General features: G+C 42.1%; 17 protein-coding genes. 11 read left to right on the forward strand and 6 right to left on the reverse strand.

What is annotated here, in order from left to right:
• On the reverse strand, positions 1-411 hold a 411-nt coding region (locus tag ACTCNA_RS14330; RefSeq protein WP_462948616.1), incomplete at its 3' end, for a hypothetical protein.
• A gap of 11 nt (positions 412-422) precedes the next feature.
• A complete protein-coding gene (gene sqr / locus ACTCNA_RS14335) occupies positions 423-1676 on the reverse strand; it encodes a type III sulfide quinone reductase, selenoprotein subtype (RefSeq protein WP_462948617.1) in 1254 nt (417 codons plus the stop codon).
• Between the two features lie 192 nt (positions 1677-1868).
• On the opposite strand from sqr, the gene ACTCNA_RS14340 reads away from it, so the two are divergent.
• The 4 genes from ACTCNA_RS14340 to ACTCNA_RS14355 all read left to right on the forward strand — a co-directional run bounded on the left by ACTCNA_RS14340 (position 1869) and on the right by ACTCNA_RS14355 (position 3840).
• Positions 1869-2480 carry a Crp/Fnr family transcriptional regulator gene (locus tag ACTCNA_RS14340; RefSeq protein WP_462948618.1) on the forward strand — a complete coding sequence of 204 codons (612 nt, stop codon included), beginning with the start codon at positions 1869-1871 and terminating at the stop codon, positions 2478-2480.
• A gap of 418 nt (positions 2481-2898) precedes the next feature.
• Positions 2899-3333 carry a hypothetical protein gene (locus ACTCNA_RS14345; protein ID WP_462948619.1) on the forward strand — a complete coding sequence of 145 codons (435 nt, stop codon included), beginning with the start codon at positions 2899-2901 and terminating at the stop codon, positions 3331-3333.
• Between the two features lie 28 nt (positions 3334-3361).
• Complete coding sequence (locus ACTCNA_RS14350) at positions 3362-3568, forward strand: hypothetical protein (RefSeq protein ID WP_462948620.1); 207 nt, start codon at positions 3362-3364, stop codon at positions 3566-3568.
• A 98-nt stretch (positions 3569-3666) separates the two neighbouring features.
• Entirely contained in the window at positions 3667-3840 is a 174-nt protein-coding gene (locus tag ACTCNA_RS14355; RefSeq protein WP_462948632.1) for an ATP-binding protein, read from the forward strand.
• A gap of 103 nt (positions 3841-3943) precedes the next feature.
• On the opposite strand, the gene ACTCNA_RS14360 is transcribed toward ACTCNA_RS14355, so the two are convergent.
• From ACTCNA_RS14360 to ACTCNA_RS14375, 4 genes are all read right to left on the reverse strand, one after another.
• Positions 3944-5743 carry an AMP-dependent synthetase/ligase gene (locus tag ACTCNA_RS14360; protein ID WP_462948621.1) on the reverse strand — a complete coding sequence of 600 codons (1800 nt, stop codon included), beginning with the start codon at positions 5741-5743 and terminating at the stop codon, positions 3944-3946.
• A 248-nt stretch (positions 5744-5991) separates the two neighbouring features.
• Positions 5992-9057 (reverse strand): c-type cytochrome biogenesis protein CcsB, encoded by a 3066-nt coding sequence (gene ccsB, locus ACTCNA_RS14365; protein WP_462948622.1) that lies wholly within the window; start codon positions 9055-9057, stop codon positions 5992-5994.
• A gap of 222 nt (positions 9058-9279) precedes the next feature.
• Positions 9280-9471, reverse strand: a complete 192-nt coding sequence (locus ACTCNA_RS14370) for a hypothetical protein (RefSeq protein WP_462948623.1) — start codon at positions 9469-9471, stop codon at positions 9280-9282.
• A 232-nt stretch (positions 9472-9703) separates the two neighbouring features.
• Positions 9704-10291, reverse strand: a complete 588-nt coding sequence (locus ACTCNA_RS14375) for a porin family protein (protein ID WP_462948624.1) — start codon at positions 10289-10291, stop codon at positions 9704-9706.
• Positions 10292-10504: 213 nt separating this feature from the next.
• On the opposite strand from ACTCNA_RS14375, the gene ACTCNA_RS14380 reads away from it, so the two are divergent.
• From ACTCNA_RS14380 to ACTCNA_RS14410, 7 genes are all read left to right on the forward strand, one after another.
• Entirely contained in the window at positions 10505-11284 is a 780-nt protein-coding gene (locus ACTCNA_RS14380; protein ID WP_462948625.1) for an NIPSNAP family protein, read from the forward strand.
• A 248-nt stretch (positions 11285-11532) separates the two neighbouring features.
• Positions 11533-12585: a galactitol-1-phosphate 5-dehydrogenase gene (locus ACTCNA_RS14385; protein ID WP_462948626.1), complete on the forward strand. Its 1053-nt coding sequence runs from the start codon at positions 11533-11535 to the stop codon at positions 12583-12585.
• A 19-nt stretch (positions 12586-12604) separates the two neighbouring features.
• Complete coding sequence (locus ACTCNA_RS14390) at positions 12605-14317, forward strand: DUF5060 domain-containing protein (protein ID WP_462948627.1); 1713 nt, start codon at positions 12605-12607, stop codon at positions 14315-14317.
• 175 nt (positions 14318-14492) lie between these two features.
• Complete coding sequence (locus ACTCNA_RS14395) at positions 14493-15110, forward strand: TetR/AcrR family transcriptional regulator (protein WP_462948628.1); 618 nt, start codon at positions 14493-14495, stop codon at positions 15108-15110.
• Positions 15111-15183: 73 nt separating this feature from the next.
• Complete coding sequence (locus tag ACTCNA_RS14400) at positions 15184-16473, forward strand: TolC family protein (RefSeq protein ID WP_462948629.1); 1290 nt, start codon at positions 15184-15186, stop codon at positions 16471-16473.
• 131 nt (positions 16474-16604) lie between these two features.
• Complete coding sequence (locus ACTCNA_RS14405) at positions 16605-17492, forward strand: HlyD family secretion protein (protein WP_462948630.1); 888 nt, start codon at positions 16605-16607, stop codon at positions 17490-17492.
• A gap of 110 nt (positions 17493-17602) precedes the next feature.
• The coding region (locus ACTCNA_RS14410) for a four helix bundle protein (protein ID WP_462948631.1) at positions 17603-17824 on the forward strand (222 nt) is incomplete at its 3' end.

The following is a 17824-nucleotide window of genomic DNA, read 5'->3' on the forward strand; positions in this document are numbered from 1 at the left end:
TTCCAATATTTTGGTGAAGCTTTGCAGCAGCGCTACTGAAATTTCAAACAATCCCCGTTCATTGAGTTTCTGAAGGTATTTTGAGAAATCAATGATAGCTTCGGTTGCAAGTGGGGAGGCATCCTGAAGCAAATCAGTAATGCTTTCCATGGCATCCATCAGTTGGGTGAAGGTGTCGATGTTGCGAAGGAATTTGATTACCAGTTTTTTAACCTCATCAGGATCAATTTCTACATGCTGCTTATCTAGTTCATCAACAGCGGTGTCGTACATGTCCTTACCTACAATCGACAAATCGCTCACCAGGTCATCGGTAGCCATGCTGCGTGACCTTTGTTCACTGATGTAACTCAGGACTTCGTCCATCTTGTTGTTCAGTTCGTTTATTTGTGTTTGCATTGAGTCATTCATAACTTTGCATTTTACTGTTTTGTGCTATCAGAACTGACCACCTTTTTCCCGGCCATGCTCATAAGTGGCTCTACTGGTAATTCCTTCCCTTTAAGCAAGATATGCCAGTACATCCAGCGGAACATTACCTTGCCGTAGTGGTTGATCTTTGTGTTTTTCAGTAAGCCAAAGGGGCCTATCCCCGGCAAGGGGAATGTACCCGGCAGCGGTTCTGTATCATAGTTGAAATCAATCAGTGCCCCTTTGCCATACCCGGTTTCAATGTAGCAGTTGGCATGCCCGTCAAATTTTTCTGTCAGAGGCCGGCCTTCGATATCGTTTATGAGGTTCTCAAAAAGAATGTCAGATGCAAAATGTGCTACCGAACCTGCTTTTGATGTAGGAAGGTTGGCTGCATCGCCAAGCACAAAAACATTATCCCACTTTTCAGATTTGAGCGTGTGTTTGTCAGTTGGGACAAAGCCCATGTCATCGCCCATCTCGCTGTTTTCAATGATTTTGCTTCCCATATTCACCGGCACAATGGTGAGGATATCGAAGTCCACTGTACGCTCATCGTAGGAAACCAATTGTTTCTTTTCATTGTCCACGCGTTCGGTGTAAAAATCCGTCACCACATGAATGTTTTTCTCCTCCAGCAATTCGCCAAGCATTTTGGATGCTATTGGCCTGGTAAAGGCTCCTGACATCAATGTAACATAGGTGATATCCACCTTGTCACGAATGCCCTTTTCTGTAAAATAGGCTTCAGCAAGAAAAACAAATTCAAGTGGTGCTACCGGGCATTTGTATGGCAATTCCGGAATAGCCACAACCAGTTTACCACCTTCCCATGTGCGTAACTTTTTGTTGAGTGCCGTGGCACCCTCTATGCTGTAAAAATCAAAAATATCCTTGTAGTACAGTTCCCCTTTCACTCCGGGCGTTTCTTCCGGCCTGAGTTCTGTTCCAGTGGCCACGATCAGATAGTCGTAATTAAGCGTCTGACCGTTTTTCATCAGCACCGAATTTTTATTCGGATTTATCTTTTCGGCCTCATCATAAATCATTTCCACCCCTGCCGGAATGAACTGGCTTTTGGATTTGATCACATCATCCGGTTTGTATATTCCAAACGGAATGAATAAAAATCCGGGCTGATAATAATGAGTACGGTCCTTATCAAGGATAGTAATTTTCCATTCCTCCGATGATAAGGCTTTTCGCAACTTATTTGCCATTATGGTGCCGGCTGTTCCGCCGCCTAGTATGAGTATTCGTTTCATGATTTTTTATATTTTTGTTATCTCGTTAACAATAGTACAATAAACTATTCATGATTGTTGATGTTTGTGTTATGACACATATCATAAAATGATAAATATCATATGGCTAAGCTGAAAAAAAACACGAACTGTCAGTGTGAGAACTGCAAATTGAGGGATGTCTTTTTCAATCATCTGTCTCACGATGAAATAATGGATATCTGCAACATGCGAAAGGAATATTATTATGATGCCACAGAAAACATTATTGGTCAGGGCGAAAAAATTGAGAAATTCATGTACCTCAAAGATGGTCTTGTTAAATTGTATCTGAATAATGAAATCGGAGCAGATCAGATCATAAGTTTTGCACATCCGCTGGATTTCATAAGCATTTTAAGCGTATTTTCTACCGATGAATATCAGTACAGTGTATCTGCACTGATGCCATCTAATGTATGTGTTATTGAAATGGATATTATAAAAAGCTTTACTACTACGAATCCGGCTTTTACCATTGACCTGATGAAGAAGCTCAGCTTCACAACGGATAAAATCCTGCATGAAAGCCTGGAGTTGAAACGTTTGAATCTCAGGGGAAAAATGGCAATGGTATTGCACATGTTTTCTACGGATATATTTTCATCTGCGGTGTTTGAACTGCCTGTAACACGAAAGGAAATTGCTGAGTATGCAGGTGTCAGCACAGAGAATACTATCCGGGGACTCAGTGAATTTCGAAAAGACAAACTCATACGTATCAGTGGGAAAGAGATTGAAATACTCGAACCTGAACGACTAAAACGCATTGCCAGTTACGGTTAAATCTTCCTGAAAACATTTCACCAAACAGCCACCGGATATAACTCAACAATCAATATCCATCACAAATGCACGACTTAATCAACTGTTATAAAATTTAGCTGTCCTATTTTAGGAGATTATTATATTTTGATCCAAAATTTTTGCTTTTGTCAAAAGTAGTTGGCAGAGATGATTAAAAGCAATAGTTTTATCAGTTGTTTATCAGAAAAAACCATGGGTTTTAAATACCCCAAAATATCAGAAATCAGGGATTTGATTGTAGTTCTTCGTAGATAAAAATAGCAAGAAAAAATATTTTATCCCAATTTCATTAACTCCTTTTAATCAGCCCTTTATTGATATTAGAAAAATCAAGCGGAATTGCTGAAAGGCACCAGGCTTATTGTAGCATGTAGAAAATTATTTCCCTTAGTATGATTTGTCATATACTTATGCCAACATTGGAAAATGCTATGAGAACCTGGATGCTTACACCCCTGCTCTAAAAAACTATCGACTTGGCTATAAAAATGTTATTAAATCTGATTCACAAAACAAAAAGAATTCCTATCTCTCCGGATTTTTGGGCGGGGTTTACAGACGTATGAATATGCCCGATTCAGCACTATTCCACTTTCAAAAATCGCTCGATTATTCTCTGCGTATTAACAATACAAACAGGATTGCCATTGCTGAGTATGAACTGGGAAAAACTTATTTCGATGTAAACCAACCGGATTCGGCAAAAAAATACATCACCCGGAGCTACGCCTTGTCAGTAGAAAACGACTATGTTAACTTATTAAAAGACAACCTATTTGTTTTATCGGAATTAGCTGAAAAAGAAGGAAATACAGAAGAAACTTATTGCTGAAAATTTTGACAAATTACCACCAGAGGAAATGAAAAACCTGCTGCTGGAATTAAAAAATTCGGCAGCAAACGTTTATGCCCTGGTGGAAGGATTGCTGAGCTGGTCGCAAATTCAAACGGGAAAAATCAATTATAAAAAAGAGAAAACCGATCTCTCGAAAATTAGTGCTAATGTTGAAAAACAGTTTATCACCAGTGCTAAAAACAAGAACATCTCGCTTGAACAACAAATTTAAAAAAACACTTTTGTTATTGCCGATATAGAGCCCATCTCCACAGTGCTCAGAAATTTGGTTTCAAACGCCTTAAAATACACTAACCCCGGAAAGGGAATATTACAATTTCGGCTAAACATAAAAATAATCATATTGAAGTTTCGGTTGCCGATAACGGAGTTGGAATTGACGATGCCAAACTCGATAAACTATTCAGCATTTCCGAAAAAATTTCGGAACAGGGCACCGGAAACAAAACAGGCACAGGACTGGGATTAATTATCTGCAAATAATTTGTTGAAAAAAATGACGGGAAAATCTGGGCCCAGAGCGAACCGGGGAAAGGCAGCCGGTTTATTTTTACAATACCGCAGCCGGTTAACCCAGCTATTCATTTTAATTCTTCACTTTGGGATTTCCGTTGGCATAAATCTCATTGATAAGCTTCTGGTACTTCACAGCAACAGCATTTCTTCGCAGCTTCAGAGTTGGCGAAAGCTCGCCGGTTGCAGGTGTCCATTCGTCGCAAACCAGCCTGATGCGGTTTATTTGTTCATGCGCACCAAGCGTTTTATTGATTTCGTCCACCTCTTTTCTGATTTTGGCAAACACTTCGGGTATCTTTATCAGCTCTTTATTATTTTCGAAATGAATTTTATGCTCAGCACACCAGTCGTGCAACAACGGGAAGTTTGGAGAGACAAGCGCACTTGCATATTTCTGGTTTTCACCAATTACCATCACCTGTTCAATCAGGTTCGAGGTTTTCAACCTGTTCTCAATCATTTGCGGGGCAATGTATTTTCCTCCCGACAGTTTAAAAATTTCCTTTTTGCGATCGGTAATTTTCAGGTATTTGCCCTCTTCCAGAACTCCGATATCGCCGGTGTGAAACCAGCCGTTTTTATCAATTACTTCTGCTGTCATTTCGGGCGATTTGTAGTAGCCCATCATCACTCCGGGGCCTTTGCACAAAATTTCGCCATCTTCTGCAATTTTCACTTCAAACCCTTCGAGCACCGGGCCAACAGTTTCAATTTTCATTTCGCCTTTTGCCGGATTGTTCACCGCAATCACCGGCGATGTTTCTGTTAACCCGTAACCTTCGAGGTTATACATTCCTGCCATTCCAAGTACCCGGGCAATGCGCGGCTGGAGCGCTGCCCCACCCGACACAATATAAACGATATTTCCACCCAGGGCTTCGCGCCATTTGGAATAGATTAGCTTATCGGCAATTTTTATTTTCAGTTTCAGCAGCGGCCCGTATTTTTTATTGTATTCAAAATGACGTGTCAACCGCAGTGCCCAAAAATAGAGCAGCTTTTTGATGCCCGATAACTCTTTGCCTTTGGCTACAAAACCGTCGTAAACTTTTTCGAGCAGCCGTGGTACCGAGTTAAACATGTGGGGTTTAATCTCTTTAATGGCCGTTACAATCTGGTTTAAATTGCCCACATAATAAACGCCCATCCCTTTATACTGAAAATGATAGTTAACACTGCGTTCGTAAACGTGGCAAAGCGGAAGGAAACTGATTACCCGGTGATCTTTACCCAAATGGTGCATTTTGGAGTGCGTCACAAAATTGGAAACCAGGTTGTTTTGCGAAAGCATTACTCCTTTGGGAACTCCGGTAGTTCCCGAGGTGTAAATCAAGGTGGCAAAATCTTCAGGCTGAATCGACTTTTTAAGTTTATCAAGTTCTGCTTCAAAATCCTGCCGTTTCGAGTCGCCAAGTTCCAGAATTTCTTCGAAGTTTTTAACACCGTCCAGTTTTTCGAAAGAATAAACCTGACTTACCCCTGCCACTTCCTTCACAACTGGTTTTAACTTTTTGTGCAATTTTTTATTTCCCACAATTAGCATCCGGGAATCAGAATGTTCCAGGATATATTTATACTCCTCATCGCCAATATTGGGGTACATGGGTACATGCACCACACCGGTCATGGCCATTCCCATGTCGGCAAAATTCCACTCCGGCCGGTTGCTGGTAACAGTGGCAATTTTATCGCCTTTTTTAAAGCCCAGGGCCAGTAGTCCTAAAGCAAACTGATGTGATTTTTTGTAATAATCTTCGGTAGAATAAGTGTACCACTCTCCGTCTTTAGTCCCGCCAAGGGCATCTTCGCGCGGAAATTCGTGTATAGAACGTTCAAGGATGTCAAAAGTACGTGTAACTTTTACTGTCATTTTAGCCTGCAATTTGTTAAACCGGGCAAATATAAATGTTTTGTTTAAGGGCTTGTTTCTCAAAAAGTATTGAATTTCAAAATAAATTTTATTTAGATTTATTCAAAATAATCACAACAGACAGATATTCAATATTATACAACAAGCACTATCGACTCTAAGAATGAAACATTCCAAAATTACAGAAATTTTGAAACCATTTTCAGTGCGTGATTATTCAACCTGGATATTGGTAAATACAAAAAAATTCAAACTCCTTGTTCTTTCGCGTTTTCATACTTCAAATCTTTGACATAAGCCCAAATCATCAAGCCTGCCAGCAAGGCAAATGAAACCGGAACAGCCGGGTTGACACCATCGGCTACTCCTTTTCCGTAGGAGTGCAAACCAGCAAGATAGTAATTCACCCCAAAATAGGTCATCAGCACCGAAGCGAAGCCCAGAACAGAAGCAAAGTTGTAATTAAAAACGCCTTTCAGCGACGGGATAAGCCGCATATGCACAATGAAGGAGTAAATCATAACTGTAATCAGCGACCAGGTTTCCTTGGGATCCCAACCCCAGTAACGGCCCCAGCTTTCGTTGGCCCAAACACCACCCAGGAATGTACCGATAGTGAGGAAGTAAAGTCCCACAGTGGCCGACATTTCGTTAATTGTAGTAAGTTGTTCAATAAACCGGTTCACTTTATTCTCATTCGTATTTCGGCGCAGTACAATTAAAATCAAAACAAGAATTCCCAAAAAGGCACTCAATCCGAGAAAACCATAACTGGCCGTAATAATAGAAACGTGAATGGTTAGCCAGTAGGATTTCAGCACCGGAACGAGCGGTGTAATTTCAGGGTTCATCCAGCTCAGGTGGGCTACAAACAGCGAAATCCCCGATAAAAAAGCGGCAGTCCCTACCACCATTGGATACTTTCGGCCAAGAAGCAATCCGGCCAGCATAATCGTCCACGCAACGTAGATAACACTCTCGTACCCGTTACTCCAGGGCGCACGTCCAGAAATATACCAACGAAGAATAATTCCGGCTGTGTGAACTACAAAAAGAATAATAATGGCACCGTAAAATCCCTTTTTCAGAAAACCCGGCAGCGATTTCTGCCTAAAAATATTTACAAACAGTACAAACAGCAACAAAAATCCAAACAACAAATAGTACGGAAAAATGCGCTTAAACGGGTTTACCTTATTGTAGAGGAGCTCGGCATTTCTTTTGGATTCTCCCGGGAGCAAATCGCCACCATACTTTAGCTGAAAATTATCCACAGCGTTCAAAACTTCCAGCGCGTCAGTAGTATTCTGCTGGCTCAGTGATTGCAACAACAGGTTAAAACCGTTCTTTATGAAAATGGAATCGCCACCAGTATATTCTTTAGCCTCTTCGCCGGGCGAATACCAGGGATCTTCGATATTTTCGCGCGGAAAAATATTGAACAGCGAACCACGGAATACCATAAAACAGATGCTCACCCGTTCGTCGAGATAGATGTACTCCTTTTCCACCTTATTCCGAAACGCTGCCGGTTTATTGAACGCGGCCCGTACCTGCTGTGCAATTTTATAATTCCCCTGTTCATCAAAAAGTTGCTGAATGGAAATGTTTTTGCCGGTAATCCCCAGCTCCTGGACCAGCGATTTTTCAGCCACACGCACAAACGGCAGCCGCTGCCAGATATCGGGATAGGTCATCATACTCAGAACCACTTCATCGGGCGATTTACCGTAAAGCGACGATTTGCGGCTCACCTTCCGTACAATTTCACTGGAAAGGGTTGAAATGGGCTCAATCCGCCCGTCAATGCCCTGCACCCACAGCTCGCTGAAACGTTCTGCCACCTCGTCGTCAATATCGGGAATGGATGTGCCTACACTCGATTGTGCCTGTGCGCCAAAAGCAAATCCAACCACCAGCAAAAATACTGTGGCCGCTTTTACCGAACTCTGTTTGAGTTTGCCGGCCAAAAACCTGAAATAGGAGTTTTTGTTGATAAGCGACAATACAAACCCCAGGGCCAGCAAAGCGTAACTGACATAGGAAATCCAGGTGCCCCAGAAATCGTGGTTCACCGACAGCACCGTTCCTTTTTCATCCTGGTCGTACGACGACTGGAAAAACTTGTAGCCTTTGTAAACCAATGTGTTGTTCATAAAAATCCGCACGTCGCGCTCAACTCCCTCATCTTCATCAATAAGAACAACCTCCGAGGCGTAAGAAGAAGGCGATTCAGAGCCCGGGTACCGTTCCAACTGAAAATCTTTTAAATGAAGGCGAAACGGAAGGGTAATTTTTTCTGCTCCGTAAGCCAGTTTCAAGTTACCGCTTCCCAACGGAACATCAAGGGTATCGGCAGCTACTCCCGAGTAGCCAAATACAGGAATTGTCTTTTGCCGGATACCGTCATCAATCTCAACCATTACAGCATCTTCGTAGGTTTCTGCTTCACTTTTCACAGCCGTGAAAGTGGCACTTGGATAAAAATCACGTACTAAAAACCGAAAATTATCCTTGCTGTACAAAAACATCTTTTTAACAGGGATAGTATCACCGGCGGGCAGTTCGGTCGATTCACCGCTGCTCATCGTACTTTCTTCGAGTGCTGATGAGGAAACCATGAACAATTCATCATCCTGCATAAAAAACCGCACGTCAGATTGCCCCGAAATCTCAAAACCTACTTTAAATCCGGGATAATCCAGCACATCGCCTGCCGAAAAAGCAAACGACTGCATTCCCTGCTGATCGGGTGTGGCAAACACAAAATCGATTACCGGTCCGCCGTTTGCAGCAGGAACAGGTTTGCGTTCTGCGTGTGAAATGTATCCCACCGATTTCACTTTTACATCGCGGCCATCCACTTCAAATTTTGCAGAAAACTGCCCTGGGGTGAGTTCCGAAAACCGAACGCCTTCCACTTCTTCCTGTTCGCCCCAGCCTGCATAAAAATAGTCGTCGGTGGAAAGAATATAATTCGAGCTGTCATTTTCGCGAATGTGCATGGTGCCCTCGTAGCTGAGCCATCGTGTAACAGCAGCACCCAGCAACATTACCAGAAAAGCCACGTGAAACAAACCAATGGTGAACCGACGTTTTGTAAGTAACCGGTATTTAAACAGGTTGTTGAGCAGGTTCAGGGCAAACAGTGCCCAGAGCGCTTCGAACCAATGGGTATTGTAAATAAGCGACCGGGCTGCCGGTGTACCGTAACTGCTTTCAACAAAAGTGGCAATGGCCATTGAAAAAGCCAGCGTTAAAAATAAAAAAGCCATAAATGGCAGTGAAGTTATAAACTGATAAATTTTCTTCATTTTACTGGAAATTTAAGGAGCTGAAAATAATTGTTATTTGGAACAAATCAAAAAAAGAAGGCCAAAACCGGACAAAAAAGTATTTTTCATAAAAGAGAGCGTATTTGGTTGAACATAGTAATCACCTCTTCATTTGATGGCAAATACCAATCGCCATAGGTTATTCCATTCTGGGTAACCTCAAGTTCGTTACAAACACGTGCCGCATACATATCTCCATTATCACAGCCCGTTTTCATTGGTTTTGTACACACTATGTGTTTCAACATATACATCGTGGTATGAAGGGGGAAATCCAAGTATATATTTTTGAATTCTTACCCGAACGCCTACTTTTGTGTTTGTAACCAGTTCACCGCTGGCATCGCGTATTACAGCCTGATAGCTCATTTTTTCAGGTACCTGTGCAATCACATTTTTTTCAGTTTTATTTAAAAAATGAATTTTCAGTTTGAAAACTGTATCTTGAAAAAAGTTGCCCGCCCGGAAAAGCATCAACTACTTTTTTATACAATTGCAAGATTTTTCACAAATGATTACAATAGATAGAGGTAATTATCCTTTGAAACATCCGGTGTATTGCTGAATCGAGTAGGGTAAACACTTCTGCCGGTGAGAAGCGTTTAAGCAAATATTTCATTATTTTCTAAAAAATTTTATACCCCAGCGAAATCATAAAAGTGCTGTTCTTGCCATCCAAATCGGAATCTCCCTGATGCTTGTAGATATTTGCACCGTTTTCCATTCTAAGATCGATGGTAAACCCCATTAAATCGGCTCCAACTCCATACTGAAAAGCAACGTAGCTGTCTTGATAATACTCGGGCTCCAACAGATCGTCGCCATCAATTTCATTCGATGTGAGCACACTAAAAACCGGCCCACCCATTAAACGTACATTGGCTCTTTCACCGTCAATAATTTTAAGACCTAAAAGCAGCGGAACATCAACCGAATTGAAATTAAAACTGGAAGCAATGTCAAGTGCTTCACCCTCCAGCTTTCCACCTTTTGCGCTAAAATAGGCTTCGGGCTGAACAAAAATTCGCCCAAACCCAACACGTCCAAAAGCACCAACATGGTATTTTATTATCGATTCAGAATTAATTTCGCTTTTTTTGAAGGTTACCTTCGAATTGTTCAACCCGGCTTTTAAGCCTAAATCAAAAGAAGGCTGGGCAATTACTGACGCAGAAAAAACAAAAAACAATAAAGAAAAAATAATTCTTTTCATGGCATTTATATTTTAATGTCTCAATTTCATAAACGAAAATAGTTAAAAACAAGTATATCTTTCAAATTAAAATACAATTTTATTGTGACAAAAATCGGGCAATTTATTGCAAATCACAAAATAATATTCAATTGTTTAATGCGCCATTGCTATATAATTGCAATATTTATTATATTGGCAGTTACAAATTAAAAATCAAAAACCAGATAGAAAATGAAAAGAAGATCGTTCCTGAAAAAGTCAGCAGTAGTTGCCGGAAGTGCATTCACAGCAAGTTCGCTGCACGCATCAGCATCAGTTCCACCGGCAGAAAAAGATTTTTACGAATTGAAAGTTTTCCGACTGACCGGTGGCGGAGCCAGAAACCAGCTAAAAAAATATTATAACCAGGCCGTTATTCCATTTCTGAACAAGAGAGGTGCAAAAGTTGGTGCCTTCAATGAATACAGCCTGGAAGATCCTCCAACAATGTATATCCTGCACGCCCATAAAAGTCCGCAGGAATACTGGGATGCGGTTCAGAAAATGAAATCAGACAAAACGTTTCTCGATGCTGCTCAGGAATATTTTAAACTACCTGCCGACCGACCGGTTTACGAGCGTTACGAAACCTTTCTGATGGAAGCTTTCGATGGTATCCCGCAATTTAAAATGCCCGATGAAAACCGTGGCCTGTTCGAACTACGGACGTACGAAAGTTATAATGAGGATGCCGGTCACCGGAAAGTTAAAATGTTCAATAAAGAAGAATTGCCGTTGTTTAAAAAAGTAGGCCTGCATCCGGTTTTTTTCGGACAGCTTTTAGCCGGACGGTTCATGCCGGCCCTCACCTACATGCTCTGGTTTAAAGACATGGAGCAACGCGAAACCAACTGGGGCAAATTCGGTTCAAGCGACGAATGGAACGAAATGAAAGATAAACAGGAATACGCCAACACCGTTAGTAAAGTGCGAAAAAAATTCCTGCTGCCGGCGGATTTCAGCCAGATTTAAACTTTACTGATTTTAAAGAAAAGAAACCTGAAATCCAATTTATTGAAATGCCCTGTTACGGCATTTTGAAATACCAGTTTTTAACTGAAGGAAAAGGAGAAGTAACTTTTGAATTCAAATCTCGTAAAGCAAAAAATATCACTATGTCTGTTAAACTATAAATTCTGTTTAATTATTAAAAAGGAGCGCTTAGCAGAGCTCCTTTTTGATTTTTTCGTTTTAAAAACAACCTTTGTTAAATTGTAAGTATGAAAGCACTTGTACTTGATGAATACAACCAGTTAAATTACCGCGACTTTCCTGAACCGGAAGTTCAGCCTGATGAAGTTTTGATAAAAGTGAAAGCCTGTGGAATATGCGGAAGCGATGTACACGGGATGGATGGCAGCACCGGCCGCCGACAACCTCCGCTGATTATGGGGCACGAAGCATCCGGAGAAATTATTGAAACCGGCAGTGAAGTAAAAAAATGGAAAGCCGGCGACCGCGTAACTTTCGATTCAACGGTTTACCCGCTAAACGACTGGTACACATTAAAAGGCCACTACAACCTGAGCGACAACCGCCAGGTAATGGGCGTTTCGCCTAAAGAATTCAAACGCCACGGTGCTTTTGCCGATTTGGTTGCCGTACCGCAACATATTCTGCACAAAATCCCCGAAAGTGTATCATTTACCGAAGCTGCCATGGTTGAACCAATTGCCGTAGCTGCTCACGCAATTAATGTCTCTGGGTTGAATCCGGGTGAAAGCACGGTAGTTGTGGGCACCGGAATGGTGGGTACATTTGTAGTAAAACTGCTGAAAATATTTGGCGCCAATCCGGTTATTGCTGTCGATATTGATGAACAAAAATTACAGCTTGCCCGGGAATTCGGCGCAGATTACACTTTCATTTCCAACGAAAAAAATCTCCGTAATAAAATTGAAGATCTGACAAAAAACCGCGGTGCAGATTTGGCTTTTGAAGTGGTGGGAATCACTGATTCTGTGAACACCGCCGTAAATTCCATTCGGAAAGGAGGAACGGTTGTTTTGGTTGGCAACCTCTCCCCCGAAATTCAGTTTCCGCTTCAAAAAGTGGTAACCCAGGAAATTAAAGTTCAGGGCAGTTGTGCCATCAACGGCGAATACGAGCTGGTTCTGGATTTACTGGCGGCAAAAAAAGTAGATGTAAAAAATATGATTTCAGCAGTTGCCCCGCTTTCCGAAGGAGCCGATTGGTTCAAACGCCTTTACAATAATGAGGCAGGTCTGAACAAAGTAATCCTAATTCCCGATAACAATTTGGATTCAAACTAAACCAACAAAAATTTCACCTATGAAATCGCATAAATCTGTTCTTTTCCCAAAAAAACTGTTCACTTTTCTAATTTGTTTGCTGATGGCTTTCCCGGCCATTTCGCAGGTTACCGAGCTCATTCTGCCCGAAATTTCTGTTTCACAAACCAATACTTCAACAGTAAAAAAATATGAGAAATTTGAGGTAAATATCGAACTTGAAAATGTCAATTACGAAAATCCTTTCGATCCGGAAGAAATTGATGTGTATGCCATTTTCAATGCACCGTCAGGCAAAAGCTACCGGATAAACGGATTTTACGATAATTATAACAACGCCAGCCAGTGGAAACTCCGTTTTTCACCCAACGAAACAGGCATTTACAATTACCGTTTATTTGTTTACAACCAAAACAAAACAGGAGCTTCAGAATATGAATCTTTCCGGGCAGTGGAATCGGGGCACAAGGGCTGGATAAAACCATCGGACAACAATCCGCACTATTTTGAATACGACGACGGCAGCTCTTATTTTGCAATAGGTGTTTATTCGCCATGGAGAAACGATCAGGAACGTTTTGAAACTTTCGCAAAATACGATGCCAATTTGTTTGCCATCTGGGACATTGGTTACGGCGGATTTGTAAACGGCACCGGAATTATAGAGGAAGAACTGGGCAAATACAACCAGAAAAAGCTGGGCCGAATTGATTCACTTTTGACCATTCTTGAAAAAGACAACATCAAACTGATGTACGCCATCTGGCCACACGATCTGTTTTCGGAAACTGTGTGGGCTGCCGAGTGGGACAAAAATCCCTACAAACAGCTTATTGACGTGGCAGACGTTTACAAGGATTCACTGGTTTGGGAGTACCAGAAAAAAAAGTACCGCTACCTGATTGCCCGTTTTGCACACAGCCGCAGCTGGGGCATATGGGAGCTGATAAATGAAATGAACGGAACCGACGGCTGGCAACAGGGCCGCCACGAAGAAGCCTACGAATGGGTGGCCAAATCTGATAAATATTTCGAAAAGCACGATCCGTACAATCACCCCACAACAGCTTCGTTCAGCGGAGGATTTAACGAATACCGCGAGCCACTGTATGAGCGAAATGATATTCCAAATCTTCATTTTTACCCGGAACAGGGCTGGCCGCTTAAATATCCGGAAGACTCGCTGAGAAGCGCCATGTACAATTATGCCTGGGCCACTCAGCGGTTTTGGAACAGTTTTGAAAAACCGGCCATTTTCGGGGAAGCAGGTGCCGATTTGGCTTATTTTGAAAGCGACCGCGAAAAATACCACACCACCTACCACAATGCCATTTGGGCCTCGCTTTCGAACGGACTGGCCGGCATTCCCGTTTGGTGGCAATACACACATTTAAACGAACAGGACTGGCAACACCTTCAACATTTGTCAGGTTTTGCTTCCGATATCGACTTTGCAAATCTACCCTATCAACCTACCGGTGTATCGGCAGACGGAACCGATGTTTACGTGATGGATGCAGGCGACCACGCATTTGGCTGGGCGCGTTCATACCAAAAAAGTACTATCAGCGGTGTTCAAATTCAAATAGAAAAACCTCAAAGCGGAGAATTTGAAATTGAATGGTTTAACACCTGGACGGGTGAAACAATAAAAACAGATAAAGTAACCGCTGATAACGGCGTACTGGAAATTAAAGTTCCGGAAATGAATCCCGCAAAACCAGATGTAGCTTTCAAAATATCCCCCGACTAATTAATTACAATTCATTTCATTGTTAAAACCGTCTGCCGATGAAACGGTGTTTTTACGTTACATAAAATTTAACCATTTAGTTAAACTTTTTATTTAAAATACTTGGTTAATTCATTTCAATGATCTACTTTTGACCAACTGGTTAAACAGAACAGTTAAAATAAATCCAATTTAAATGAATGACATAAAAAAAGACAACACCGAAGAAAAAATCCTGGATGCGGCACAAACGGTTTTTATAAAAAAAGGAATGGATGGCGCGCGGATGCAGGAAATTGCAGATGAAGCCGGAATCAACAAAGCACTCCTTCATTACTATTTCAGGTCGAAACAAAAACTGTTCGAAGCCATTTTCAAACAGGTTTTCAAACAGATTTTTCCTGATATCAAAGCATTTGTCCACTCAGAAATTCCAATTGACGAGAAGCTTGGAATTTTTGTGGAAAAATACATAAACTTATTGATGAAGAACCCGTTTTTGCCGTCATTCATACTGAAAGAAATTCACCGCGATCCCGAATTTCTCGCTTCCGTAATTAAAAGCCAGGGAGTTAATCCACAGGATCTTTTCACCATGTTTGAAAAAGAGATGGAAGCAGGCAACATCCGAAAAATGGATCCACGCGAATTAATGATCAATATTCTCGGATTGAGTATTTTTCCATTTGCCGCCAAACCGCTCATGCAACTCATGTTTTTCGATAACGACAAAAAAGCCTACAACCAATTTCTGAAACAACGAAAAGAAACAGTGAAGAATTTTATTCTGAATTCAATTTTGTTGAAAAGCTGAAAGCTCGAGGCTTGCAGCTTGCAGCTAAATGAGTCACAGTCGCTGTTTCCAGTAAAAGAAAAAATACTCAACAATGAAAAAATTACTAATCATACTGTTTCTCCCTGTCCAACTGACATTTGCACAGCAACCGGTTACGCTGGAGGAGTGCTACCGGTTAACGCGGGAAAATTACCCGAACCTGAAAAAGGCGGAACTTTCACAGGAAATCACCGCGTTGAACAAAGAAAACATTCAAACCAAATCCCTGCCGCAGGTTACGCTTAACGGACAGGCAACTTACCAGTCGGATGTAACGAAGGTGGATATTTCGATGCCTAATGTTTCCATTCCGCCGGTTTCGAAAGACCAGTACAAAGCGTATGCAGAATTCCGGCAGTCGATTTGGGACGGCGGCCTGGCTTCGGCCAACCGGCAACTGGAAGATGCCGTTCTGAAAAGCAACCTCAGCGAACTGGAAGTAGAATTGTACAAGCTGAACGAACAGGTGGCGCAGGCTTTTTTCACGGTGCTGGCAATGGAACAGCAAAACGAAGTGTTGGAGGCTCAGAAAAAGGTGCTACAGGAAAAATTAAATGTCGTGGAGTCGGGAATCCGAAATGAAACAGTCGAAAAATCGGCAGCACTTTCTGTTGAAGCAGAAATTGTGAGCTTGGAGCAAAATCAGTTGCAACTGGAAGCCGGAAAAGACGCTGCCCTGAAAATGCTCTCCATTCTCACCGGAGAAGAAATTACATCAGTAGCAGAATCAGAACTTCAACAGCCTGAAACCGGAAAGGATTCAGAAATTGTGCGCCCGGAGCTGCAATTGTTCTCGAATCAAATGGCGCAAATGGAAACACAAATGAACCTGCTCGGCAAAAAACGCCATCCGAAAGTTTTTGGTTTCGGTCAGGCTGGTTATGGAAAGCCCGGTTTAAACATGCTGAGCGATGAATTTGATACGTACTACTTAGTGGGCGTTGGTGTTTCGTGGAATCCTTTCGACTGGAATCAAACCAACCGCCAAAAACAGGTGCTGAAACACCGTCAGGAAATGGTTCAGCAACAGGAAAAAACATTCAGTCAGAACATCCAACTGCTTCTGGCACAGCAATCGGAGCAAATTAAGAAGCTGGAAAAATTGCTTGAAAAAGACAACAAACTGGTGGAGCTGAAAACAGCAATCACAAAAGCCACCGCCTCAAAGCTGGAAAACGGAACAATTAACACTGCCGATTACGTCCGTGATGTACAGGCTGAAACCATTGCCAGACTGAACCGCGAACTGCACGAAATTCAATTGAAGGATGCGAGAGAGAAGCAGAGGATAATTCAGGGAAAAGTGACAGGGGCAGAAGTGATCAGTGATCAGTCGCAGTAGGCAGTAGAGACACGCAATTGTGCGTCTTCAATCGTGCAATTCACCTGGTGACTCTTAGTTCACCTGGTGAATAAAAACAACGGCAGAAACGCTCTAAGCACATAAAAAACAAAATAATAAACTACAAAACAATGAAATACAATTATCTAATTACCGCGCTCGCCATCCTGTTTTCCGGATGCGAAAACAACGAGGGAAAATCAGATGCTTTCGGAAATTTTGAAGCCGACCCGGTGATTGTCTCTTCCGAATCTTCGGGAAAAGTGATTCAGTTAGACGTGGGAAAAGGCCAAAAAATCGATTCCGGGTTTGTGGCCGCCGTAATCGATTCCACGCAACTTCACCTAAAAATGAAACAGTTGGAGGCACAGCAAAAAGCGGTGCAGTCGAAACGACAAAGCATCAGGGCACAAATCGATGTACTGGAGCAACAAAAAGAAAATCTTCTGGATGATAAAAAACGCGTGGAAGATATGCTGAAAGACGGCGCTGCCACAAAAAAACAACTGGACGACATTACCGGCCAAATTGCAGTAATCGAACGGCAGATTGAAAGCACGCAAACGCAGTTCACCTCCGTTAACCGGGAGCTGGATGTGCTGGAAACGCAGGTCAGATCGACCAAAGATTTAATTGATCGCTGCACCGTTGAATCGCCGGCAAGCGGCACCATCCTCGAAACCTACATCGAACAGGGTGAACTCGCAGGTCCGGGAAAGCCACTTTTTAAATTTGCGGATTTGGATGACCTGATCCTGAAAGTTTACGTCAGCGGCGCGCAACTGCCGGATGTGAAAATCGGACAGCAGGTGGAAGTGCTGGTAGATAAAAAAACAAAGGAAAACCAGTCATTCACCGGCGAGGTGGTTTGGATCTCGCCCGAAGCCGAATTCACTCCAAAAATTATTCAAACCAAGGAAGAACGCGTGAAACTGGTTTATGCAGTAAAGGTAAAAGTAAAGAATGACGGAACGCTGAAGATTGGAATGCCGGGGGAGATCAGTTGGCAGTCGCAGTGATCAGTGATCAGTGTTCGGTGATCAGTGTTCGGTGATCAGTGATCAGTGATCAGTGATCAGTGATCAAGTTGATCGTGCAAAATGACAATACCATTTAAAAATATAAAGTTATGGATTTTAGAAGTTTTCATGTTTATAAAAAAGGATTTCAGCTTGCAATGAAAATATATGAGATTTCCAAAGGCTTTCCGAAAGAAGAAAAGTATTCATTAACGGATCAAATCAGGCGTTCTTCTCGTTCAACATGCAGCAATGTAGCGGAAGCCTACCGGGAAAGGAACTATCCGAAGCACTTTAAAAGTAAACTCACGGATTCCGATGGCGAGAACAGC

The sequence above is a fragment of the Tangfeifania sp. genome (assembly GCF_055108615.1).